The sequence below is a fragment of the Nonomuraea sp. NPDC050404 genome (assembly GCF_040655495.1).
Taxonomy (GTDB): domain Bacteria; phylum Actinomycetota; class Actinomycetes; order Streptosporangiales; family Streptosporangiaceae; genus Nonomuraea.
Genome location: NZ_JBFAKB010000001.1, coordinates 582,128 through 604,670 on the forward strand (window position 1 = coordinate 582,128; position 22,543 = coordinate 604,670).

A 22,543-nucleotide genomic window follows, 5' to 3' on the forward strand; every position below is an offset into this window, starting at 1 on the left:
CAGCCCCTAATCGACGATCGCGCGAAGAACCGAAGCCTCAAGCGCGATTGGATCACCCTGCGATTGGGAATCCCATCACGGTACCAAGCGTTAGACACCGTGGGAGACAGACCCCCCACGCAAGGGGGCCCTGTAGGAGGCATTTAAACATGGGCGAGCGCGCGCTTCGTGGCACCCGGCTCGGGGCAACCAGCTACGAGAACGACCGTAACACGGATCTGGCCCCACGCCAGGAGGTGTCCTACACCTGTACCAAGGGCCATCGCTTCGAGGTTCCGCTTGCCGCCGAGGCTGAGATCCCCGCGACCTGGGAGTGCCGCATGTGCGGCGCGACCGCGGTGCGCGTGGACGGCGAGCAGCCGGAATCCAAGAAGACGAAGCCCCCGCGGACACACTGGGACATGCTTCTGGAGCGGCGGTCCATCGAAGATCTTGAAGAGGTGCTCAACGAACGGCTCGCGGTACTGCGGGCTCAGCGTCGTAAGAGCGCCTGACGTCCTCTCACGGTGAAACCCCCGGGCTCACGCCCGGGGGTTTTCTTCCGTTCCCGCCTCAAGGAGCACGCCGAACACCGTGTTGAACGCCGTGCCGAACGCCGTGCCGAACGGGGTGCCGAACGCCGAACGCGGTCAGGCGTCCCCGCGCGGAGCGGGTGAGGTCTCCGTGCCGCGCGGGGCGGATGACGCGTCCTGCTCTTCCCTGATGACCTCGCCGTGCACCACGCGACCACCGCGCGGGGCGCCGGAGCCGGAGCCGGCGGGCGCCCCGTCCGCACCGGGAAAGCCGCCCGCGCCGGGGAAACCACCGGACGGGGGAAAGAGGTCCGCGTACGGGGACGCGGCGGCCATCTTCTTGATCCGGCGCTCGAAGAACCACGACCCCAGGCGGCGCATCACCGGCCGGGTGAACGGCACCAGGCACAGAAGTCCGACCACGTCGGAGAGGAACCCCGGCACCATCAGCAGCGTGCCGCCCGCCAGGATGATGCCGCTGTCGGCCAGCTCGCGCTCGGGCATGCGGCCCGACTGCAGCGAGTCCTGCAACGCCCGCCAGGCCCGGCGCCCTTCACGGCGTACCAGCCAGGCGCCCAGCAGGCTGCCCGCGATGAGCAGCGCGATGGTGGGGAACCCGCCGATCGCCGCCCCGACCTGGAAGATCAGCCAGATCTCCAGAACGGGAACGGCAAGGACGGCCAGCAAGATCAGGAGCCGCATCGTTTCCTCGATTCGCACGTGCGCGTTACACCAGAAACAACGCCCGGAGCCCGCCGTACGTTCCGCCCCCGGTCAAACGCCCGCAACCTGCGACGCGCCCCATTTCCCCGTCAAACGCCCCGAACCCGCGAGGCGCCCCGCTTCCCGGGTCAATCGCGGTTTGTGCCCCTCAGCCGCTTGGGCAGGCCGGTGACGCCCCACATCCCGATCCGCCACAGCGCCTCGGACATCACCTTGCCGTTCATCTTGCTCTTGCCCACCGTACGCTCCACGAACGTGATCGGCACCTCCACCACCCGCAGCCCGTGCCTGGCCGTACGCAGCGTCAGATCGACCTGGAAGCAGTAACCCTGCGACTCCACCCCGGACAGCCCCACCTTCTCCAGCGTGGCGGCGCGGTAGGCGCGGAAGCCGGCGGTCGCGTCGCGCACGGGCAGGCCCAGCATCACCCGGGTGTAGACGTTGGCGCCCTTGGACAGCAGCTCGCGCCGCTGCGGCCAGTTGACGACCTTGCCGCCGGGCACGTAGCGCGAGCCGATCGCCAGGTCGGCGCCGTCGGCCAGCGCCTCCAGCAGTTTCGGCAGTTCCTCAGGCTGGTGTGAGCCGTCGGCGTCCATCTCGACCAGGACGTCATAGCCCTCGTCGAGCCCCCAGCGGAACCCGGCGATATAGGCGGCGCCGAGGCCCTGCTTGCCCGGCCGGTGCAGGACGTGCACGTGGTCGTCGTCGGCGGCGAGAGCGTCGGCGACCTGCCCGGTCCCGTCGGGGCTGTTGTCGTCGGCCACGAGCACGTGGGCGTCGGGGACGGCCGCGCGCACCCGTTCGACGATCGCGGGCAGGTTGTCGTGCTCGTTGTAGGTCGGTACGACGACGAGCACCCGGCCGAGAGTCTCCATCATCCGTCGTTCCTCATCCGATCGGCCATCCGAGCGCCACGCCGCCTGCCTGCCCATGCGGCGGCTCCCGCGGCCACCGCTCCCATCATCATCAGTGCCCATTCGGGAAGGGCGCCCACCCTGGTGGCGATCGTTTCCTTCGTGCGTACGGGCACCTTGACCACGTTGCTGTCCGCGACCAGTTCGCTGGTCTGCCAGGAGACCTTACCGTCCGGCGTGACATATGCCGAGATGCCGGTCGTGGCGGCGGTGACGACGGCCCTGTTGTGCTCGACGGCGCGCAGCTTGGACATGGCCAGTTGTTGCGACGGGAGGTTCGACAGGGCGTAGGAGGCGTTGTTGGTCTGCACGACGATCGGGGTGCCCCCGGCCCGTACGGTGCCGCGCACGGTGTCGTCGTAGGCGACCTCGTAACAGTTGACCGCGCCGATCGTGACCGGGCCCAGCTTGAGGTCGCCCGGCTTGTCGCCCGCCACCGACTGCCTGCCGACGAGGCCGGCCCGCTCCCACAGCGCCAGCACGATCTCCTTGAACGGCGTGTACTCCCCGAAGGGCACCAGCCGCTGCTTGTCGTAGTAGTCGCCAGCGCCGGTCACCGGGTCCCACACGAGGCTGCGGGTGGCGCGCTCGTCGGTGCCGATCGAGACCACGGCCCCGACGAGCGTGGGCACGCCGATGTCCTGGACGGAGTCCTGGATGGTCAGCCGCGCGTACTCGTCCCGGTAGGGGTCGATGTCGGTGGAGTTCTCCGGCAGGACGACCAGGTCGGGCTTGGGCACCTTGCCCTCGCGCACGGCCTTGGCCAGCCGCTTGGTCTCCTCGGCGTGGTTGCGCAGGACGACGGCCGGCTCGTCGCCGAGCGCGTACATGCCCCGGCCGGGGACGTTGCCCTGCACGATGCCGATGTTGACCGTGCGGCCCTCGTCGCCGTGCCTGGGCACGGCGAACCCCAGCGCCGGGATCGCCAGGGCCAGCGCCAGCGGCACGGCCCTGCGCGCGAGGCTCACCCGCCGGGTCAGCACGGCCTGGGCCACCAGCGCGCCGCACAGCGCCACGGCGAAGGACACCAGTGGCACGCCGCCGAGCGCGGCGTACGGCGTGAACAGCGACTCCCCCTGGCTGAACGCGGCCCGCGCCCACGGGAAGCCGCCGATGGGCACCAGCCCGCGCGCCCACTCCATCAGCACCCACAGGCCGCCGAACCACAGCGGCCAGGCCGGCAGCCGGGACACGAGCGCGACCAGGGCGGCCATGGCGGCGTAGAAGAGGCTTTCCGTGACGACGAGCATGAGCCAGACGTCGTCGCCGATGGTGCGCACCCAGGCGACGGTGGGCAGCAGGAACACCATCCCGGCCAGGAATCCGAGCCAGGCTGCCCGCCTGGGGCGGACCCGGTAGAGGGAGCCGGCGATCAGGCCGATGCCCAGCGGGGCGCACAACCACCAGTCCAGCGGCGGGAACGCGGTGTACAGCGCCAGCCCGCCGACCATGGCGGCCACGACCCTGGCGGCCAGCACCCAGCGCGTCTCGCGCCCGGCCACGCCTTCGGCCACCACCGGCTCCTCGCCCGCGCCCCCTTGACCGCCTCCGGCCCGGGCTCGCGGCGAGGCCCCCTCCGCCTCGGCCCCCGGCTCGGGCCCTGACTCCGGCGCCGTTGCGGACGCGGGCGCGGCGGCATCGGGCGCGGGCACCGCGCCGGCGGGCACGGCGGAGCCGCCTGTGCCCGTTCTATCCTGAACCACTCCGGTTCTCCTCGCCACGTCGCAACGCATCGCTAGCGAAAACGCTACCGCCCCCGGGGCCGCACTCAGGTCGGCACACCACCAGAAGATCGTATGAGAAGGGGCGGCAGGGTGATCCCGTGACGGAAACGGGACCACCCGGCGCAATGGCGGCCCTTGACGCACGAGAGCGGGAAGAGGGCCCGGAAACCCTTCGGACCGGACCCGTCTCGTCGGCGGCGAGCTCGGAATTCCGTTGTCTACTGGGCTCCCGGACCCGTCCCGGGTCCAACCCCCCGCCCGGTTGGGGTGCCCCGACTCGACGGACCGACGGCCCTGCACCTGGCTGTGTGGACGAAGTCACGCTCCGTCACGGACGCAGGATCCGGCGATGTCAGAGACGGCCAACCGGCCAAGTCCCGTGCTGGACTGCGCAGCAAACTACCGACTCCACCTCAGATGTCAACCGTGTCCCGATCAGCGGGAACATCGAGTTTCCGCAGGCAGTCCAGGTCGGGCCGGTCGCCGCGACGCAGCTCAGAGCCCGTTGGCGGCCGCCGGAGAGCGGCCACGCAAGCCCTGCAGCGCCTGCGAAAGAGGCCGCTCGTGGACGACCCCGAGCCGCTGCGTCGCACGCGTGAGAGCAACATACAGGTCGCTGGGTCCCCGTGGCGACTGGGCGGCGATCAGGTCGGGCTCGGCGACGATGACCGAGTCGAACTCCAGCCCCTTGGCGTCGGTCACGCCCATCACCGCCACGGGCGCGTCGAGCGCCTGCGCTCCCCCGTTGCGTCCGGTCCCCGGCGTGACGACCACGGTGCCCGGCACGGCGGCGGCGACCCGCGTACCGAGGTCGGACAGCAGTTCGTCGGGCACCACCACGGCGACCTTGCCGCCCTCGCCGGCCTCCTCCTTGGCCAGCCCCGGCAGCGCGGGCAGCGGCGCCGCCCACGGCTCGACGCCCAGCTCGCGGACGGAGTCGGGGGCCCGCAGCGCGGGGTCGATGGTGGCCAGCACGCGGGCGGCCACCGCCATCAGCTCCACGGGCGTGCGGTAATTGACGGTCAGCCGCTCCTGCCGCCAGCGCCCGGCCACATACGGGTCCAGCACCGACTCCCACGAGCGGGCCCCGGCCGCCGAGCCGGTCTGCGCGATGTCGCCGACGATCGTCATCGAACGCGTCGGGCAGCGCCGCATGACCACCCGCCAGGCCATCGGCGACAGCTCCTGCGCCTCGTCCACGATCACGTGCCCGTAGGCCCAGGTGCGGTCGGCGGCGGCGCGCTCGGCGGTGGTCAGGTACGGGCCCTCGCCGCGCTGGCGCTCGGCCAGCCGCTCGGCCTCCATGACGTCCGACAGGCCCGTCAGCTCCAGCACCTCGCGGGCGTAGGCCAGTTCGGCCTCGCGCTGGCTCTCCTCGGCCTGCCTGGCGGCGGCCAGCTCCTCCTCCGCCTGCAGCGCGCTGGCGCGCAGCACCTGCTCGTCGATGTCGCCGAGCAGTTCCGCGGCCTCGTCGAGCAGCGGCACGTCGGACTCGGTCCACTCGCCGCCGTCGCGCCGCAGCAACGCCCGCTCCTGCGGGGTCAGGGCGGAGGCGGCGTAGCCGAGGCGTTCGGCGGAGCCGTACAGGCCGAGCAGCAGCCGCTGCGGCGTCAGGTACGGCCACAGCCGGTTGAGCGCGGACTTGACCACCTGCTCGGTGCGCAGGTCCTCGCGCAGGTCGGCGAGGTCCTCCTCGTCCATGAGCCCCTTGCCGATCTTGCGGGCCTGCTGCCTGGCCAGCGCGTTCAGCAGCGACCTGACGAACACGGCGCGGGCCTGGTTGTGGGGGCGGCGCGAGCGGGTGGCCTTGTTCTTGGCGGCCTCCAGCATGGAGCGGTCGATGGTGAGCGTCAGGCGGCCGATGGTCAGCTCGATCGGCTGGCGCGGCACGCGCTGCCGGTCGCGTACGGCCTTGGCGAGCACCTCGGCCATGCGCGCGTCGCCCTTGAGCGCGGCGACCTCGGGCCGGTCCCTGGCGGTGGCCGTCAGCCCGGGGTAGAGCTCGCCGACCGTGGACAGCAGCACGTCGGTCTCGCCGAGCGAGGGCAGGACCTGCTCGATGTAGCGCAGGAAGGTGAGGTTGGGCCCGAGGATGAGCACGCCGCGCCGTTCGAGCCGCTCGCGGTGGGTGTAGAGCAGGTACGCGGCCCGGTGCAGCGCCACGACCGTCTTGCCGGTGCCGGGGCCGCCCTGCACGACCAGCACGCCGTTCAGGTCGCTGCGGATGACGCGGTCCTGCTCGGACTGGATGGTGGCGACGATGTCGCGCATGCGGCCCGTGCGCTTCTCGTCGAGCGCGGCCAGCAGCGCGGCCTCGCCGTTGAGCGTGGCGCGGTCGTCGTCGGTGAGCGAGTCGAGGTCGAGCAGGTCGTCGTCGACGCCCACCACGGCGCGGCCCTTGGTCTGCAGGTGACGGCGCCTGGTGACGCCCATCGGGGCGTTGGGGGTGGCGCGGTAGAACGGCTGCGCCACCGGCGCCCGCCAGTCGATGAGCAGGCGCAGCTGCTCGTCGTCGGTCAGGCCGAGCTTGCCGATGTACAGCCGCCCCTCCTCCTGGTGATCCAGCCGTCCGAAAACCAGGCCGCGCTCGACCGCCCAGAGCCGCGCGAGGCGGGTGGCGTACATCTCGGCGAACGTGTCGCGCTCCGACCTGTTCTGCATCGTGCCGACCGCGCCCGACGCCAGCACCTCCTTGAGCTGTCGTTGGGTACGCTCACGCAGCGTGTCGAGGCGCTCGTACAGGCGGGTGACGTACGCCTGCTCCTTGGCGAGCTCGGTTTGACGAGTTGCCGCCTGACCGTTAATGTGGTTAATGGGACACTCCGGGCCATTCTGCTTGTTGTTACGACAAACGACGACATTAGCACGCCTGTAGAGGCACTCCCATCACTTTCCCTCCCCGCGCCGGGTTACGTCTTGGTCGCGTCCCTTGACCGCCGCCGCGGGCGTTTTTAATCTTTAGTTAGGAAAGTTTCCTAACGGGGAGGCAGGGGAGGCGCCGTGGGCGGCTTGGTACCGGGGACACCCAGTCTGCTACGCGCCATCAATGATCGCGCCGCCCTGCGGGCCCTCATCGAGCGGGGTCCCCTGACCCGCCCCCAGATCGGCGCGCTCACCGGGCTGTCCAAGCCTACGGCCTCACAACTCCTGCTCCGTTTGCAGCAGGCGGGGCTGGTCGTGCTGGACGGCGTCAGGGAAGGCATGCCGGGCCGTACGGCCGAGGTGTACCGGATCAACCCGGCCGTGGCGTACGTGGCCGCGATCGACGTCACCCCCGCCAGGATCGAGGTCGAGGTGGCCGACATCACCGGCACGATCGTGGGCGGGCACACGCTGCCGACCCCGCGCCGGCCGCGCGGCACGCTGGTGGACCGGCTGACCGCCGCACTGCGCGGCGCGAACCCGCCGGACGGGCTGCGCAGGGTCGTGATCGGCGTGCAGGCCGCGATCGATCCGTCCACCGGCAGGCTCGGGTACGCCGCCGACGAGGACGTGCCCGGCTGGCAGATCCCCGACCTCGTGCCCGCGCTCAGCGCCGGCCTCGGCGTGCCCGTGGACGTGGAGAACAACGTCAACCTGGTCGCGGTGGCCGAGCGGGCACACGGGGCGGCGCGCGGCTGCGAGGACTTCGTGCTGCTCTGGGCCGACCAGGGCATCGGCTCGGCCATCGTGCTGGGCGGCCGCATGCACCGGGGCGCCACGGGCGGGGCCGGCGAGGTGGGCTACATGCCCACCCCCGGCGCACCCACCGCCCGCGAGGTGAGGGACGCTCCCCCACCCGCCGCGCGCGAAGCGAGGGACGCTCCCGCACCCACCGCCCGCGAAGCGAGGGACGCTCCCGCGCCCGGCGCCCGCGAGGTGAGGGACGCGTCCGCCCCTGGCGTGCCCCTTGAGCGTGGTCGTTACGCCGGCGGGCACGGCTATCAGGCGCTGACCGGCGGGGAGGCCGTGCTGGCGGTGCTGCGCTCTTATGGGGTGCGCGGCGCCGACTTCCGGCGGGGTGTCGCGAGTGCCGTACGCGCGGCTTCGGGCGGCGGGCGGAAGGCGGAGGACGCCAGGGCGGGGCTGCGCGAGGTCGCCGCCCGGCTGGCGGTGGGCCTGGCCGCCATCACCTCCGTCGTCGATCCCGCGCTGATCGTGCTGACCGGCGGCGTCGCGCTGTCGGGCGGCGAGACGCTGCGTGAGCTGGTCGAGGAGGAACTGCACGGGCTCACCATCCCCCGGCCGCCGGTCAGGCTGTCGAGCGTCGAGGGCAACCCGGTCCTGGCCGGCGGCCTCGACCTGGCCCTCACGGCCGTGCGGGAAGAGGTGTTCGGCTCAACCGTGCCATCGTGAACCGCTCGCCCGCCACGTGAGCCGCTCGCCCGCCGCGCGGCGTTGCCCCGCGCGGCGCGTTGCCCATCACATGCGCCGCTCGCCCGCCGCGCGGCCCGTTGCCCCGCGCGGCGCGTTGCCCGTCACGTGAGCCGCTGACACGCCGCGCGGCCCGTTGCCCGTCGCGCGCTCAGGAGGAGCCGTCGGAGGCGGTGGCGGGTTCGGCGGTCAGGTCGGGGGCCACGCTGGGGGCGCGGTGCTCGTAAGGGGTGCTCAGCACGACTGTGGTGCGGGTGGAGACGTTGGCCGAGGCCCTGATCTGCTGCAGCAGGTCCTCCAGCGCCACCGGCGAGGCCACCCGTACCTTAAGGATGTAGCTCTCGTCGCCGGCCACGCTGTGACACGCCTCGATGGCGCTCAGATGGGCCAGCCGCTCGGGCGCGTCGTCGGGCGCGGCCGGGTCGATCGGCTTGATCGACACGAACGCGGTCAGCGGCAGCCCCACCGCGTCATGGTCGATGATCGCGGCGTATCCACGGACGACCCCCCGCTTCTCCAGCCGGCGTACGCGCTGGTGGACCGCCGAGACGGACAATCCCGTCTCCCTGGCCAGGTCGGTGAAACTCATGCGTCCGTCGCGGGCCAGCAGCGTGACGATCCGGCGGTCGATCTCCTCCATCGGTCAAAGGTAGCCGGTCATGGTCACCTTGACCCACCCGGAATGCTTCACCGTTGACGACAAAAGAGGAACGACCAGCTTGCGCCGCTCCGATCGGCCAAGGTCAGCGTGTCGTCGATAACCAAGACGGCGTGCTGGACGGCCCCAGGGCATGGGGTCGCAGCGCGGGGAGCCCTCCAGGCAGTGGCCGGGGCCGTGAACCGCGAACCACCTGGGGCGACCCAGGAATCTCAGTCCCTCGGGGCTGAGGGGATGTCAAGACATGGTTCCGACTGGGCTGGCTCCCCTGCGCATGGCGTGCTCGACGAGCGTGATGAGAACCTCCCTGCCGGAGTCGCGGCGGCGGGCGTCGCAGCGCACGATCGGGATGTCCGCCTCCAGGCCGAGGGCGGAGCGGACCTCGCCGACGGTGAAGGGCGAGATGCCGTCGAAGCAGTTCAGGGCCACGACGAACGGCTGCTCGCGCTTCTCGAAGTAGTCGACGGAAGGGAAGCAGTCGTCCAGGCGGCGGGTGTCGGCCAGCACCACCGCGCCGAGCGCGCCCATGGCCAGTTCGTCCCAGACGAACCAGAACCGGTCCTGGCCCGGGGTGCCGAAGAGGTAGAGCATGTAGTCGTTGCGGATCGTGATGCGGCCGAAATCCATGGCCACGGTGGTGGTGAGCTTGCGCTCGACGCCTGACAGGTCGTCGATGTCGGTGCCCGCCTGGGTGAGCGCCTCTTCCGTACGGAGAGGCCGGGTTTCCGAAACGGCGCCGACCATGGTGGTCTTGCCCGCGCCGAATCCCCCAGCGATCAAGATCTTGATCGCTGTCGGCAGCCGCCAACGGTCTATGCGACCGAATTCCATCCAGCACCGCCCGTACTTATCCCGCGCATGCGCGACCCCGCCCCTGAGGTGCCGTGGTCAGTGGTACCTGTCAAGGCGCGCTCGAGTTGGCGGGTCCACATGCCTGGCAACGAGACACCCTAGCAACGCCACATTTTCCACTCAAGCCGCAATCTTTTACAAGAAACAAAATGTCACGGTTTGTCGTCTCAAGCCACGTTTTTCGCTCATCTAACAAGGCAAGAGTCAAGTTTGTCTGTCATGGATTCAGACGAGCCCATTAGGTGACGGGCTGGTAGTCCGAAATTCCGGCGAAACCGGCGTTGAAACCGAGCTGTCTGTGCAGGTAGGTGGCGGTGCGGGGGCTGTGCTCGCGTACCGGGTCGATGAGGAGGCGGGCCTCACGCGCCAGCTCCGCCATCACCGCCGTCACCTCGGCGGGATCGACGCCCAGCGCCAGCGCGTTGAGGTCGCCCCAGCTCAGGTCCCGGCGGTAGGAGGCCAGATCGCCGAGCACGTGCAGGTAGCGCTGCACCTGCCGGCTGACGCCGCGCAGCTCCTCCAGATGGGCCTTGGCCCAGTCGTCGGCGGTGTAGATCCAGTGCGACAGGTCCACGAAGCAGGAGCCGCGGCTGTCGGCGTTCTCGACGTAGCGGGCCAGCGTGGGCACGGTGTGCGTGTCCCGCCACACCCAGGCCCTGGCCATGCCCGCCAGCGTCACCACGAGCTGGTCGAGCCAGATCTCCCGCAGTTCCCCGAACCCCTTGACCGTGGCCAGCTCATCGCGCAGGTCGGCCAGGAAGCGGGTCACCGCCGAACGGGGCACCGACCCCTCCGCGACGGAGACGCACTCCGCGGCCAGGCGGTTGACCTGCTCGCGGGTGGTCGCGGCGCGATCGACGAGCCGGTCCACGGCCATGACCCACAGGGCGGCGCGGTTGGTCACCTTCAGCCGGTCCGCGCGAGCCCAGGGGGCGCTGAAGGCGGTGGCCAGGGTCAGGGAGCCGAACAGGTCGGCGGTGAAGGCCGGCGCGGGGAACAGGCCGGTGTACATCTGCGCGCACAACCGCAGGTCCCTGCCGCACTCCGCGGCCAGCGCGCACGTCCTGCCGAGCTCGAACGCCTGGTTCAGCTCGTCGTCCGGCATCCTAGGGCCACTCGATCGGCTCGCGGATCATCGGCGAGGACCCCCACTTTCCGGATACACACCTGAGGGAAATTGTTTCATGATCGCCTGCTGCCGATCAAGGCATCACCCTCGTGTCCGATCGGCCCGCTCCCATGCCCGCGACGACACCTCCCCGCGTCCCCGACCTCCCGTCGTCGCGGGCACCCCGCGTCCCGGACCACCCAGCCTCCCCGACGCCCCGTGTCCGGGACCTCCCCGCCGTTCCTGTCTCATGCGGCGAGCTTGGCGGCCAGTGCCACCCGGGAGCTGATGCCGAGCTTGGTGTAGATCTTGCCGATGTGGTACTCGACGGTCTTGACGCTGATCAGCAGTTCGCGGGCGATCTGGCGGTTGGTCAGGCCGCCGGCCACCAGCGTGGCCGTGCTCAGCTCCTGCGGGGTGAGGCCGAGCCGTACGGTGGCGGGCGGCTCCAGCCCGCACGCCTCCAGCTCGTGGGCGCACCGCTCCACCAGCGGGCGCGCCCCCAGCCGCGCGAAGATCGCGCGCGCCGCCCCGAGCCGCTCCGCCGCGGCCTTACGCCGTCCGGTACGCCGCAGCAACCGGCCCAGGTCCAGCAGCACCCGCGCCTCCTCCAGCGGGCACACCCCCGCCTCGACCAGCGAGAGCGCCCGCCCGAACCCTTCCTCGGCCCGCCCTGGAACGTTCCTGGCCGCCAGCAGCAGCGCGCCCAGCCTGATCCGCTCGGCCCGCCGCCCCGGCCCGCCCCACGCCACGTCCGCGCCGAACACGCCATCCCTGTCACAAGCAGGCCCCACAGCCCCGTCACAAGTCGCAGGCCCATCACATGTCGCAGGCTCGGCGGACGTCGTGGAGTTGTCCCGGTCGTAGGCGGTCAGGGCTCGCTCGGCCTCCTCCAGCCGCCCGTCGGCGACCAGCGCCTCGATGTGCGCGGGACGTGGATCGGGTACGAACCCGCCCCACCGCCCGGCACGGGCGTCCGGAAGGTCGCCCGTGCCGAGCAGGGCCATGGCGAGGTCCGCCTGCCGCTCCCCCATCGCGTGCCGCATGCGGCGGGCCGCCGCTCCCGCGGCCATCGCGTGGGCGAGGGCACGTTCGTGATCGCCCCTGGCGGCCAGCGGCGCCACGCAGGCCGCCTCCAGGCACGGCAGCAGCCACCGCTGCCCGAGCGCCACCGCCTCGGCGAGGGCGCCCTCCGCGGAGGCCACGGCCTCGTCCCAGCGCGCCAGGCCGTGTTCCGCGACGGCCAGCAGCGCGGTGGCCAGCAGCCGGTGATGCGGCAACCGGTGGTGCGGCAGCCCCGCCGCGCCTGCGGCGCTCGCGGCCCGCTTGAGCAGGGCGCATGCCTGACCCGCCTCATCGCGCGCCAGATACGCCACGGCCTCGGCGAGGCTGCCGGGCGGCGCGCCGGCGCCGGGTGCCCCGCCCAGCGCCAGCACGTCATAGGGCCTGGCGACCGGGCCCTGGATGGGCTGTTCGATCGCCAGGCGGGCCCAGTTCGCCGCCTCCGCGTGGTCCCCCGTGACCAGATGCAGCCATGCGAGCTGCTCCGCCACGTCCGCGGCGAATCCGGGCTCCGTGTGCCGCCACGCCTCGGCCAGCAGCTCGGACGCCTCGTCGAAGCGTCCGTCCGCCAGCGCGAGGCGTCCCAGCACGTACCGGCGTACCGGGCGCGGGTCGGCGTTGCGCGCGGCGGCGAGCTCGGCGGCGCGCAGCACGTCGCCCCCGATGAGGACGTGCTCCAGCACGGCCGTGCGCAGCTCGTCGCGGCGCGCCGCAGACTCGGTGAGCCCGGCGGCCAGCTCCAGGTGAGCGGCGGCCTCCTGCCACAGCCCGTGTTGCGCGGCCTTGGCCGCGAAGCCCGCCAGCTCCTCGGCCAGCGGCTCGTCGGGCCCGCCGGCCGCGGCGGCCCGATGCCGCAGCGCCGCGCCGTCGTCGGCGGTGGCGGCGCCGTCGTCGGCCAGCCGCGCGGCGGCCAGGTGCAGCCGTGCCCGCGCGCCCGCGCCGATCCCCCCGTAGGCGGCGGCCCTGGCCAGCGGATCGGGGAAGTCGATCAGGCGGCCGGGCAGCTCGCGCAGCAGCCCGGCCGTGACGGCCTCCTCCAGGGTGTCCAACGGCTCGCCGATCCCCGTGGCCACAGTCGCCGCCGCGTGCAGCGGGCAGCGACCGCCCAGGACGGCACAGGCCTCGACGAGCCGCCGGGTCGTGGGGGCGCAGGCGTACATGCGGCGGTTGAAGGAACGCAGGTACGTTCCCGGCGCCGGCAGACGCGCGCCCGGGTCGTCCAGGAGCGCCGGGGTGAGAGTGGTCAGGAGGGCGCGAGCGTGCAGCGGGTTGCCGAGGGTGTGCTCGCGCAACCGCGCGGCACTCGCCCCGCCGAGCCTGCACTCCCGCGCCCTGCCCCCGTGACCTGCGGACAGCTCGGCCAGGTCGGCCGCGCTGAGACCGTCGAGCGCGAGCACGAGCGTGCCCTCGCCGGTGAGCAGCCGCCGCAGCCCCTCGGGCAGCGCCGGGTCGCCGAGGTCGCGGCAGGCGACCAGGACGAGCACGCGCCCCGCCCGCAGGTGCCGCAGCACGTAGCTCAGCGCGCACAACGACGGCCGGTCCACCCACTGCGCGTCATCGACGACCACGGCGAGGGTCTGCCGCGCCGACAGGCGGGCGACGAGCTCGCACACCGCCTGCCCCGCCGCGCAAGGATCGGCCGCCCCCGTCGGCCAGACTCTCCCGGGCCGGGCAGCCGCCCCCGACAGCACGCCCACCGCGGGCCGGGCGGCCGCCACCCCTGTCGGCCGCCCGCCCGCGTCCCCCGCCAGCCCGTCCCCCGCTATCCCCTCATCCGCCGCGAGCGCCGGCGCCTCCCCCACGTCCACCGGTGTCTCCCCCAGGTCCAGCAGGGCGAGCGCTTCCAGGAGCTGCCGTACGACGCCGAGCCGGAGCTCCCGCTCGCTCTCCTCCCCACTGACGACCAGCACCCGCACGCCGGCCTCCCCGCCCGGCGTGTGGTCGATGAGCGCGTGATGGACGAACGCGGTCTTGCCGATGCCTTCAGGGCCTTCGACGACGGCCCTCCTGACGGATCCGCAACCCGCCGCGCGCAGCTCCGCGCGGAGCAAGGCGACCTCCGCCGTCCTGCCGACGAACATGCGCACTCCCTCCGCCGCCCTCGCAAAGACCAGAGCCACGGAGCCGGTGCTTGATACACCTCAAACCCGGTGGACCCGGACTCAGGACGGCAGGCGCCCCCAGACGGCGGTGGCGTCGTCGTGCCGCTTGCCCCACACGGGCCCGCGTGCCGCCTCCAGCTCCCGTACGGCCCCGATCACCGCCCCGGGCCCGCTGTCCGCCAGCACGGCGAGCACGGACTCCCAGCTCCACCCGTACCAGTCGGCCAGCCGCGCCACCCCGTCGGTGAACACCCCGACGCCGCGCGCCGCGCCGCCGTCCAGCTCACCGGTCACGCTCTCCCGCGCGGCCTCGGGCCGCGCCCCCGCCACCCAGAACCCGCCGGGCGCGTTGCGCATCCGCCGCACCAGCTCCAGGCTGTACGGCCGCCCGCCGGGCAGCCGCTCCAGCCGCTCGTCGCTCACCACCCGCGCCTGCCCGCCGGCCAGCGAGAACACCACCGGCGAGTCCCCCAGCACGAGGTACTCCAGCCGCCCGCGGAAGCGCACCATGGCCACCGTCGCCGACGGCGAGTCGGGGTTGCGCAGGTCGCAGGCGCCCGCGTGCGCCGCCCCGGTCTCCTCGATGGCCGACTCCAGGACCCGCGCCAGCGGGACCCCGCCGTCGGCGGCCAGCCGGGCGGCCAGCGCGCCGCCGAGCCGCCCCACCAGCCAGGCCACGTCGTGCACGCACCCGCTGTCCACCCCGGCCGCCGCCGTGGCCCCGTCCAGCACGACGATCCACGACGGCCCGGCGATCACCAGGTCCTCGTTGGGGCGTTCGGAACCGGGCCTGGTGGCGTGGGTGATCTCAGCGAACATGTCAGCGACTGTGCCACAGAGGCGCGTGCCACTCGCGCCCGGCCTTTCGCGACGCCTTTCCGGTCAGACGGCCACCAGTTCGCGCGGCGTGTCGTTGAGCCGTTCGCCGCCGTTCTCGGCGCACACCACGATGTCCTCGATCCTGGCCCCGTGCCGGCCGGGCAGGTAGATGCCCGGCTCCACGGAGAAGGCGAACCCGGGCTCCATCGGCTCGCCGTTGCCGGCCACGATGTAGGGCTCCTCGTGCGTCTCGATCCCGATCCCGTGCCCGGTCCTGTGGATGAAGTGCTCGCCGTACCCGGCCTCGGCGATCAGGTCGCGCGCGGCGGCGTCGATCGACTCGCACGAGACCCCGGGCCGTACGGCCTCGCAGGCCGCCTCCTGGGCGCGGCGCAGCACCTCGTAGTAGGCCGCGAACTCGGCCGGCGGCTCGCCCACGCTGTAGGTGCGCGTGGAGTCGGAGCAGTAGCCGTTGTGCAGTTGCCCGCCGATATCGACCACGACCGGCTCCCCCGCCCGGATGACCCGGTCGGACACGTCGTGGTGCGGGCTGGCGCCGTTGGGCCCGGAGGCGACGATCACGAAGTCGACGGTCTCGTGCCCGGAGGCCAGGATCGCCTCGGTGATGTCCCTGGCCACCTCGCGCTCGGTGCGCCCGGCCCGCAGGAACCCGGGCACCTGCCGGTGCACGGAGTCGATGGCCTGCCCCGCCTCACGCAGCGCCGCGACCTCGGCGGGCGACTTGCGCATCCGCAACTCCCGCAGCACGCTGCCGGCCAGCACCTCCTCGGCCCCGGGCAGCACCTCGCGGAAACGCAGCGAGTACATGGCCCACATCCGGTCGGCCAATCCCACCCTGGCCACCTTGCCGAGCCGCCGCGCGGCGATCGCGTACGGATCGTCGGTCTCGTCCCAGGCCACGAACTCCAGCCCCAGCCGGGAGGCGGGCGAGGCCTGCGCGGCGGGCAGCTCCAGGCGGGGCACCATCATGTACGCCTCGCCCGAGGCCGGCACCACGAGGCACGTCAGCCGCTCCATGGCCTTGGCGTCGTAGCCGCTGACGTAACGCAGATCGGGGCCGGGCGTGAGCAACAGGGCGTCGAGGCCGGCCTTGCCGGTGGCCTCCTGGACGGCGGCGAGACGGGACACGGGATACAGGTCTGAGGACGTCACAGGCACAATCTACTCCGGCGGCCGGTTGTAAAAATCCGCGAAAAGGTCTCACCACGCACCAAGCCCCCACTACACACCGTTCACGATCGATCACGTAGTGTGGGGCCAATTGTCGGATTCCATTGCGGCCGAGAGTGAGAAATGGTCGACCTCATAGGCGCTGCCGAGCTGCTCGGGCACGAGAGCGACACCGAGATGTTCGCCGTGCGGCTGGCGCACGCCCAGCGTCTCGGCAACATGGGCTGGGCGGAGTGGCACCTGCACACCGGCGAGACGATCTGGTCGGACCAGGTGTACACCATCTTCGGCCGCGACCCGGGCGAGGGCCCGATCGCCCTGCCCGACCTGGCCGAGCACGTCGAGCAGTGCGACACGGCCGCGCTCGACCGCCTGCTCTGGTCGGTGATGCAGGGCGTCGAGCCGGTGCAGGCCGAGTTCCGCATCCGCCGCGGCCCCTGCTCGGGCGACCTGCGCGACCTGCGGGTCGTGCTCGAACCCCTGGCGGGACCCGGCGGGATCATCGGCATGCACGGCGTCATCCAGGACATCACCGGCCGCCGCCGCGCCGAGCGCATGGTGTCGGAGTCGCGCCGCCAGCTCCTGGAGGCCCGCGAGCGGGCCGCCGAGGACCGCCACGTGATGCTCGCCCTGCGCGAGGCGATCCTGCCCGAGCCGGTCGGCTGCCTCGACCTGCCACAGGCCAGGATCGCGGTGCGGTACGTGCCCGCCGAGAAGACCGCCAACCTGGGCGGCGACTGGTTCGAGGCCGCCGCGACGCCGGACGGCCGCCTGCTGCTGGCCATCGGCGACGTCTCCGGCCACGGGCTGCCCGCGATCTCCCGCATGGCCCAGCTCCGCCACGCCCTGGTCGGCCTGACCATGACGGGGCAGGCCGCGGGCCGCCTGCTGGACTGGCTGAACGAGCTCGTCCTGCACCAGCTCAAGGACACCACCGCGACCGCGATCATCGGCCACCTGGACCCGGGGACCCGGGTGTTCGCCTGGAGCCAGGCGGGCAACCTGTCGCCCATCCTGGTGCGCGACGGCGTGGCCAGCCAGCTCGCCCAGCCCAGGGGGGTGCTGCTGGGGGCCGCGTCCGGCAGCCCGTACGAGCTGGCCACCACCCGGCTGCAACCGGGCGACCTGCTGCTGATGTTCACCGACGGGCTGGTGGAGCGGCGCACCCGCGACATCGACGTGGGCCTCGACCTGGCCCTGGCCGCCGCCCGCCGGATTCCCTGCCACGACCTGGACGCCGGGCTGGACGGCCTGCTCGCCGACATCGGCGGCCCCAACCCGGAGGACGACGCCTGCCTGCTGGCGGTGGGCATTCCGGAGCAGTAAGGGGAGGCCGGGCCGGGTGAGGAGTGCGACCATAGACGCGTGCTGATGCTTCTGGACACTCCGTCCCTCTATTTCCGTGCCTTCTACGGCATCCCGGAGTCGATCAAGGCGCCGGACGGCTCGCCCGTCAACGCGGTGCGCGGCCTGATCGACATGATCGCGACCCTCGTGCGCAAGCACTCCCCCACGGCGCTCGCGGCCACCATGGACGCCGACTGGCGGCCCGCCTTCCGGGTGGCGGCGATCCCCACGTACAAGGCGCATCGGGTCGCCCACGGCGACACCGAGGAGGTGCCGGACGCGCTCGTGCCGCAGATCGCCGTCATCCAGGACGTTCTGGACGCGCTCGGCATCGCCCGCCTGGAGTCGCCCGGCTACGAGGCCGACGACGTGATCGGCACCTTGACCCATCAGGCCACGGGCGCCGTGGACATCGTGACCGGCGACCGCGACCTGTTCCAGCTCGTCGACGACGCCCGCCCGGTGCGCGTCCTGTACACCGTGCGCGGCATCCGCAACCTGCAGATCGTGGACGAGGCGTGGGTCACGGCCAAGTACGGCGTGCCGGGGCGCGGCTACGCCGACTTCGCGACCCTGCGCGGCGACCCCAGCGACGGCCTGCCCGGCGTGCCCGGCGTCGGCGAGAAGACCGCCGCCGCCCTGATCACCCGGTTCGGCTCGCTCCCCGCCCTGCTCGAAGCGCTCGACGCGGGCGTCACCGAGGGTTTCCCCGCGGGCAGCCGCACCAAGCTGACGGCGGCCCGCGACTACCTGAACGCGGCCCCCGCCGTGGTCAAGGTGGCCCCCGACGCCCCGCTGCCCGACGCCGACCTGGCGCTGCCCGCCAAGCCGCGCGACCCCGAGGCGCTCGTCCGCCTGGCCGACCGCTACGGCCTCGACAGCCCGCTCAACCGCCTCCTGGACGTGCTGAAGGGCTGAAAGGGGTCGCTAGCCCGCGAGGCAGGCGCGCACGGCCTCCTCGGCCGCGTCGCGCAGGCGGGCGTGCACCAGCACGTTCTCCTCGCGCTCCGTACGCACCTCCACCACCCGCGGCCCCTCCCCCCGCAGCGCCTTGGGCAGGTCGGAGACGTCGCCGAGCAGCGTGTACGGCGTCCCCGTCGCCGCCGCCACATAGCCCAGGTCCACCCCGTGCGGCGTGCCGAAGACCCGCTCGAACGGATCACGCACCGCCGCCTGGGGCAGCAGCGAGAAGATGCCGCCCCCGTCGTTGTTGACCACCACGACACACAGGTCGGGCCGGGGCTCGCGGGGCCCGAGGATGAGCCCGTTCTGGTCGTGCAGGAACGACAGGTCGCCGAGCAGCGCGAAGGAGGGCCCGTTGTGCGCCAGCGCCGCCCCCATGGCCGAGGACACCAGCCCGTCGATCCCGGAGGCGCCCCGGTTGGCCATCAGCCGGATGCCGCGCCGGGGGCGCATCGCCTGGTCCAGGTCGCGGATGGGCATGGAGGACCCGCAGAACAGCAGCGCCCCGTTGGGCAGGGCGTCCACCAGGTCCCTGGCCAGGCGCGGCTCGCTGGTGCCCGAGAGGTCCAGCACCTCGTCCGTCGCCGCCCTGACCGCCCGGTCGGCCTGCCGCCAGGCGTGCAGCCAGGAGTCGTCGCCGGAGGCGACCGGGATCTCCACGGCCTGGGCCACCTGCGTGGCCGAGCGGGTCGGGTCGGGCCAGCGGTCGAGGTCGGGCGCCACCACGATGTGCTCGCCCGCCCGGCGCAACCACGACAGCAGCGGCCGTGACAGCCCCGGACGGCCCAGCGTGACCACCACGTCGGGCTGGTGGGCGTCGGCGAACTCCGGGACGCTCAGCAGGTGGTGGTAGGTGGAGATGGCGTGGTCGCCGTAGCGTCCGCCGCCGTTCGGCTCCGACAACACCGGCCAGCCGGCCATGCCCGCCGCCGCCACGTAGCGGCGCACGTTGGCGGCGCCGTCGCCGACCACCAGGACGCCGCGCCGGGTGGGCGGCAGGTGCAGGGCGACCGGCGGCGGCGCGACCCTGGTGCGCACCCACGGCGCGCCGGTGCCGAGGCCGAGCGGCTCGCACCAGCCGGTGTCGCCGTCGGGGATCAGCGGCTCCCTGAAGGCCAGGTTGAGGTGCACCGGGCCCGGGTTGCCCGCGCCGGCGGCGCGCTGGTAGGCGCGGCAGGCCAGCGAGCGCCAGTACGCGACCTGCCCGGGACGCTCCTCGGGCACGCCGACCTCGGCGAACCAGCGGGTCGCGGCGCCGTACAGCTTGACCTGGTCGATCGTCTGGTTGGCGCCGGTGCCGCGCAGCTCGGGCGGGCGGTCGGCGGTGAGCACCAGCAGCGGGACGCCGGACTCGGCGGCCTCGATCACGGCGGGGTGGAAGTTGGCGGTGGCGGTGCCGGAGGAGCAGATCAGCGCGACCGGCCGCTCGGAGCGTTTGGCCAGGCCGAGGGCCAGGAACGAGGCCGAGCGCTCGTCGATGCGCACGTGCAGGCGCACCCGGGACTCGGCGTGCAGGGCCAGCGCCAGCGGGGCCGAGCGGGAGCCGGGGGCCATCACCACGTCGGTCAGGCCGCAGCGCACCAGCTCATCGACGAGCACTGTGGCCAGCGCGGTAGCGGGGTTCAACGTGACGCCTCCTGCATCCGGCGAAGCCACTGGGGAGATTCAATCTCAAATGCCGACAAATGCTGAAAATTCACCGGAGGGCGCCGGACCTTCAGCCGGCCGTCCACCGGCACCAGCGAGTCGTCCACGACGTCTCCCGACAGCAACGACATCGTGCCGAGCCCGCACGCGTACGGCAACGCCGGCAACGCCGCGGCCAGCGCCAGCCCGGCGGCCAGCCCCACGGACGTCTCCACCGCGCTGGAGACCACGGCGGGCAGCCCGCACGCCTCCACCACGCGCAGCGCCTCGCGCACCCCGCCCAGCGGCTGCACCTTGACCACCGCGATGTCGGCGGCCTCTGCCGCCCGCACCCGCAGCGGGTCCTCGGCCCTGCGGATCGACTCGTCGGCCGCGATCGGGACGTCGCAGGCCCGCCGCACCGCCGCCAGCTCCTCCAGCGTGGCGCACGGCTGCTCGGCGTACTCCAGATCGAAACGGTCCAACCGCTTGAGCCGCCGTACGGCCTCGCCGACCTCCCAGGCCCCGTTGGCGTCGACGCGCAGCCGGCCCGACGGCCCGAGCGCGTCGCGCACGGCCTCCACCCTGGCCACGTCGTCGTCGAAGCTCTGCCCCCGCTCGGCCACCTTCACCTTCGCCGTGCCGCAGCCCGAGCGCCGCACGATGTCATGGGCCTGCGCGGGATCCACGGCCGGCACCGTCGCGTTGACCGGCACGCTGTCGCGCAGCGGCGCGGGCCAGCCCTCGAAGGCGGCCTCACGGGCGCACGCCAGCCAGCGGGCGCACTCGCGCGGGCCGTACTCGGGGAACGGCGAGAACTCGCCCCACCCGGCGGGGCCGTGCAGCAGCACCCCTTCCCTGACGGTCTGCCCGCGAAAACGCGTGCGCATCGGGATCCGGAAGACCACGGGAGAACGCGTCACGACCCTCCCTGCACCCCTGTCCGACCTGTCGCCATTAACCTTACGAGCATGTGGAGGAACCCGTCGCATCCGGACCGTCCGCTGCATGCCATTGTGCAGCCTCCCGGACCTGCCCTGTTCACGGCCGTCCGTGACGCGCTCGCGGGCGACGGGCCCGCCGTCCTCCCCCTGTCCCCCGGCCACGCCGGGCCCGCCCTCGCCGCGCTGCGCCCCACCCACGTCGAGGGCGCGCCGCGCGACGACGGGGCGGGCGTCCCCGGCGACGTGGCGGTCGTGATCGCCACCAGCGGCAGCACCGGCGCGCCCAAGGGCGTGATGCTCTCGGCCGCCGCGCTGCGCGCCTCGGCGGCGGCCTCGCTGCGCCGGGTGGGGGCCGCCGAGGGCGATCGCTGGTTGTGCTGCCTGCCCGTCTCGCACGTCTCCGGCCTGCAGGTCCTGGTACGCGCCCTGCTCTCCGGCACCGAGCCGATCATCCATCCCGCCTTCGACCCGCACGCCGTCCTGACCTCGGGGGCCCGGCACGTCTCCATGGTGCCCACCCAGCTGCACCGGCTGGTGGAGCTGGGGGCGGACCTGTCGGTGTTCAGTACGATCGTGCTCGGCGGCGCGGCGCCCAGGCCCGGCCTGGTGGAGCAGGCCACGGGCCTCGGCGCGCGGGTCATGACCACGTACGGGATGAGCGAGACGAGCGGCGGCTGCGTGTACGACGGCCGGCCCCTCGACAACGTGGATCTCAAGATCGGCGCCGACGGCCTGATCAGGATCGCGGGCCCGGTGTTGTTCTCCGGCTACCGCTTCGGCGAGCCGCCGGCCCCGCTCGACGGCGAATGGTTCGTCACCTCCGACCTGGGCGAGCTGACCGGCGGCCGGCTGCGCGTGCTGGGCAGGGCCGACGACATGATCAACACCGGCGGCGAGAAGGTCGTGGCCGCCGCCGTGACCGCCGTGTTGTGCGCCCATCCGGAGATCGCCGACGCGGCCGTGATCGGCGTTCCCAATCCGGAATGGGGCGAACTGGTCACCGCCATCGTGGTCCCCGCCAAGCCCGACACGCCCATCACACTTGAGCATTTGCGGGCATATTGCCGCGATAGGCTTCCCCCTCATGCCGCCCCGCGCGACCTGCGGCTGGTCTCGCGCCTGCCACTCCTGCCGAACGGCAAGACCGATCTGGTACGGCTGAGGGCAGGAACCTGACAAGTTGCCGCTGCGTCATAGTGAGGTAGAGGGAGGGAGCCTTCATGAACCAGACCCGCAAGATGTGGGCATCCGCGGCCACCGTCGGCGTGATCGTCGTCGGTGGCGCCTCAGTCGCGGCGGCCGCCTCGGCGGGCAAGCTCGACCAGGTCGCCAGGGAGACCCGAGCCGTGGTGGAGAAGGCGCCACCGTCCGCACAGCCGACCCCCGAGGCCACCGAGGACGATTCCGTGGTCAGCACGGAGATCAACCCCGATCCGGAAAAGGTGCTCGAATACTGGTCGGAGCAGCGGATGGAGGACGCCCAGCCCATGCCGATGCCCGAGGCGAGCCTGGGCCAGTTCGAGGAGAGCGGGAAACTCCCGCCCGAGGGTGAGCCCGGGCAGATCGACGCGACGGAATAAGACGCGTCCGGGGGCGGTTCGCCACGTGGGCGATCCGCCCTTTTCATCCCGCTTGAGCGCATCGG

The 22,543-nt window shown here is 72.7% G+C and carries 18 protein-coding genes; 6 read left to right on the forward strand and 12 right to left on the reverse strand.

Going from position 1 to position 22,543, the window contains the following annotated elements:
• Positions 1–149: 149 nt before the first annotated feature.
• On the forward strand, positions 150–494 hold the full coding sequence (locus tag AB0I81_RS02580) for an RNA polymerase-binding protein RbpA (RefSeq protein WP_360648644.1): 345 nt from the start codon (positions 150–152) through the stop codon (positions 492–494).
• A 135-nt stretch (positions 495–629) separates the two neighbouring features.
• On the opposite strand, the gene AB0I81_RS02585 is transcribed toward AB0I81_RS02580, so the two are convergent.
• From AB0I81_RS02585 to AB0I81_RS02600, 4 genes are all read right to left on the reverse strand, one after another.
• Entirely contained in the window at positions 630–1,214 is a 585-nt protein-coding gene (locus AB0I81_RS02585) for an FxsA family protein (RefSeq protein WP_360648647.1), read from the reverse strand.
• Between the two features lie 149 nt (positions 1,215–1,363).
• Positions 1,364–2,113 carry a polyprenol monophosphomannose synthase gene (locus tag AB0I81_RS02590; RefSeq protein ID WP_360648650.1) on the reverse strand — a complete coding sequence of 250 codons (750 nt, stop codon included), beginning with the start codon at positions 2,111–2,113 and terminating at the stop codon, positions 1,364–1,366.
• Entirely contained in the window at positions 2,110–3,852 is a 1,743-nt protein-coding gene (gene lnt / locus AB0I81_RS02595; protein ID WP_360648652.1) for an apolipoprotein N-acyltransferase, read from the reverse strand. The genes AB0I81_RS02590 and lnt overlap by 4 nt, the downstream gene beginning before the upstream one ends.
• 516 nt (positions 3,853–4,368) lie before the next feature.
• Positions 4,369–6,561 (reverse strand): ATP-binding domain-containing protein, encoded by a 2,193-nt coding sequence (locus tag AB0I81_RS02600; protein WP_360648655.1) that lies wholly within the window; start codon positions 6,559–6,561, stop codon positions 4,369–4,371.
• 312 nt (positions 6,562–6,873) lie between these two features.
• On the opposite strand from AB0I81_RS02600, the gene AB0I81_RS02605 reads away from it, so the two are divergent.
• A complete protein-coding gene (locus tag AB0I81_RS02605) occupies positions 6,874–8,208 on the forward strand; it encodes an ROK family protein (RefSeq protein ID WP_360648658.1) in 1,335 nt (444 codons plus the stop codon).
• A 169-nt stretch (positions 8,209–8,377) separates the two neighbouring features.
• Here the strand turns inward: AB0I81_RS02605 and AB0I81_RS02610 are convergent, their stop codons facing one another.
• From AB0I81_RS02610 to AB0I81_RS02635, 6 genes are all read right to left on the reverse strand, one after another.
• The gene (locus AB0I81_RS02610; protein WP_360648661.1) at positions 8,378–8,866 is read right to left on the reverse strand and encodes an Lrp/AsnC family transcriptional regulator; all 489 of its coding nucleotides are present in this window, start codon (positions 8,864–8,866) and stop codon (positions 8,378–8,380) included.
• 255 nt (positions 8,867–9,121) lie between these two features.
• Positions 9,122–9,715 (reverse strand): ATP/GTP-binding protein, encoded by a 594-nt coding sequence (locus AB0I81_RS02615; RefSeq protein ID WP_360648664.1) that lies wholly within the window; start codon positions 9,713–9,715, stop codon positions 9,122–9,124.
• 259 nt (positions 9,716–9,974) lie between these two features.
• Complete coding sequence (locus AB0I81_RS02620; RefSeq protein WP_360648667.1) at positions 9,975–10,841, reverse strand: terpene synthase family protein; 867 nt, start codon at positions 10,839–10,841, stop codon at positions 9,975–9,977.
• A 251-nt stretch (positions 10,842–11,092) separates the two neighbouring features.
• Positions 11,093–13,987 carry an AAA family ATPase gene (locus tag AB0I81_RS02625; RefSeq protein WP_360648670.1) on the reverse strand — a complete coding sequence of 965 codons (2,895 nt, stop codon included), beginning with the start codon at positions 13,985–13,987 and terminating at the stop codon, positions 11,093–11,095.
• 81 nt (positions 13,988–14,068) lie between these two features.
• Positions 14,069–14,827, reverse strand: a complete 759-nt coding sequence (locus tag AB0I81_RS02630; protein ID WP_360648673.1) for a protein phosphatase 2C domain-containing protein — start codon at positions 14,825–14,827, stop codon at positions 14,069–14,071.
• A 63-nt stretch (positions 14,828–14,890) separates the two neighbouring features.
• Positions 14,891–16,000 carry a Xaa-Pro peptidase family protein gene (locus AB0I81_RS02635; protein ID WP_360648676.1) on the reverse strand — a complete coding sequence of 370 codons (1,110 nt, stop codon included), beginning with the start codon at positions 15,998–16,000 and terminating at the stop codon, positions 14,891–14,893.
• 141 nt (positions 16,001–16,141) lie between these two features.
• Here AB0I81_RS02635 and AB0I81_RS02640 point away from each other — a divergent pair, with 141 nt between their 5' ends.
• Both AB0I81_RS02640 and AB0I81_RS02645 read left to right on the forward strand, forming a co-directional pair.
• Positions 16,142–17,344, forward strand: coding sequence for a SpoIIE family protein phosphatase (locus AB0I81_RS02640; RefSeq protein WP_360648679.1), 1,203 nt, complete (start codon positions 16,142–16,144; stop codon positions 17,342–17,344).
• A 45-nt stretch (positions 17,345–17,389) separates the two neighbouring features.
• Positions 17,390–18,283 carry a 5'-3' exonuclease gene (locus AB0I81_RS02645; protein ID WP_360650164.1) on the forward strand — a complete coding sequence of 298 codons (894 nt, stop codon included), beginning with the start codon at positions 17,390–17,392 and terminating at the stop codon, positions 18,281–18,283.
• 9 nt (positions 18,284–18,292) lie between these two features.
• Here the strand turns inward: AB0I81_RS02645 and menD are convergent, their stop codons facing one another.
• Both menD and AB0I81_RS02655 read right to left on the reverse strand, forming a co-directional pair.
• The gene (gene menD / locus AB0I81_RS02650) at positions 18,293–19,954 is read right to left on the reverse strand and encodes a 2-succinyl-5-enolpyruvyl-6-hydroxy-3-cyclohexene-1-carboxylic-acid synthase (RefSeq protein WP_360648682.1); all 1,662 of its coding nucleotides are present in this window, start codon (positions 19,952–19,954) and stop codon (positions 18,293–18,295) included.
• Positions 19,951–20,877 (reverse strand): o-succinylbenzoate synthase, encoded by a 927-nt coding sequence (locus tag AB0I81_RS02655; RefSeq protein WP_360648685.1) that lies wholly within the window; start codon positions 20,875–20,877, stop codon positions 19,951–19,953. Before AB0I81_RS02655 ends, menD begins: the two co-directional genes overlap by 4 nt.
• 48 nt (positions 20,878–20,925) lie before the next feature.
• Here AB0I81_RS02655 and AB0I81_RS02660 point away from each other — a divergent pair, with 48 nt between their 5' ends.
• Entirely contained in the window at positions 20,926–22,074 is a 1,149-nt protein-coding gene (locus AB0I81_RS02660) for an AMP-binding protein (RefSeq protein ID WP_360648688.1), read from the forward strand.
• Between the two features lie 44 nt (positions 22,075–22,118).
• Positions 22,119–22,478 (forward strand): hypothetical protein, encoded by a 360-nt coding sequence (locus tag AB0I81_RS02665; RefSeq protein WP_360648691.1) that lies wholly within the window; start codon positions 22,119–22,121, stop codon positions 22,476–22,478.
• The last annotated feature ends 65 nt before the right edge of the window (positions 22,479–22,543 follow it).

Bases quoted from the DNA above. Each gene is read 5' to 3' on its own strand.
- AB0I81_RS02580 (WP_360648644.1), top strand. From the start codon at position 150: ATGGGCGAGCGCGCGCTTCGTGGCACCCGGCTCGGGGCAACCAGCTAC.
- AB0I81_RS02625 (WP_360648670.1), bottom strand. From the start codon at position 13,987: ATGTTCGTCGGCAGGACGGCGGAGGTCGCCTTGCTCCGCGCGGAGCTG.
- AB0I81_RS02585 (WP_360648647.1), bottom strand. From the start codon at position 1,214: ATGCGGCTCCTGATCTTGCTGGCCGTCCTTGCCGTTCCCGTTCTGGAG.
- AB0I81_RS02640 (WP_360648679.1), top strand. From the start codon at position 16,142: ATGGTCGACCTCATAGGCGCTGCCGAGCTGCTCGGGCACGAGAGCGAC.
- AB0I81_RS02590 (WP_360648650.1), bottom strand. From the start codon at position 2,113: ATGATGGAGACTCTCGGCCGGGTGCTCGTCGTCGTACCGACCTACAAC.
- AB0I81_RS02645 (WP_360650164.1), top strand. From the start codon at position 17,390: ATGCTTCTGGACACTCCGTCCCTCTATTTCCGTGCCTTCTACGGCATC.
- AB0I81_RS02630 (WP_360648673.1), bottom strand. From the start codon at position 14,827: ATGTTCGCTGAGATCACCCACGCCACCAGGCCCGGTTCCGAACGCCCC.
- AB0I81_RS02620 (WP_360648667.1), bottom strand. From the start codon at position 10,841: ATGCCGGACGACGAGCTGAACCAGGCGTTCGAGCTCGGCAGGACGTGC.
- AB0I81_RS02615 (WP_360648664.1), bottom strand. From the start codon at position 9,715: ATGGAATTCGGTCGCATAGACCGTTGGCGGCTGCCGACAGCGATCAAG.
- AB0I81_RS02665 (WP_360648691.1), top strand. From the start codon at position 22,119: ATGAACCAGACCCGCAAGATGTGGGCATCCGCGGCCACCGTCGGCGTG.
- AB0I81_RS02610 (WP_360648661.1), bottom strand. From the start codon at position 8,866: ATGGAGGAGATCGACCGCCGGATCGTCACGCTGCTGGCCCGCGACGGA.
- AB0I81_RS02660 (WP_360648688.1), top strand. From the start codon at position 20,926: ATGTGGAGGAACCCGTCGCATCCGGACCGTCCGCTGCATGCCATTGTG.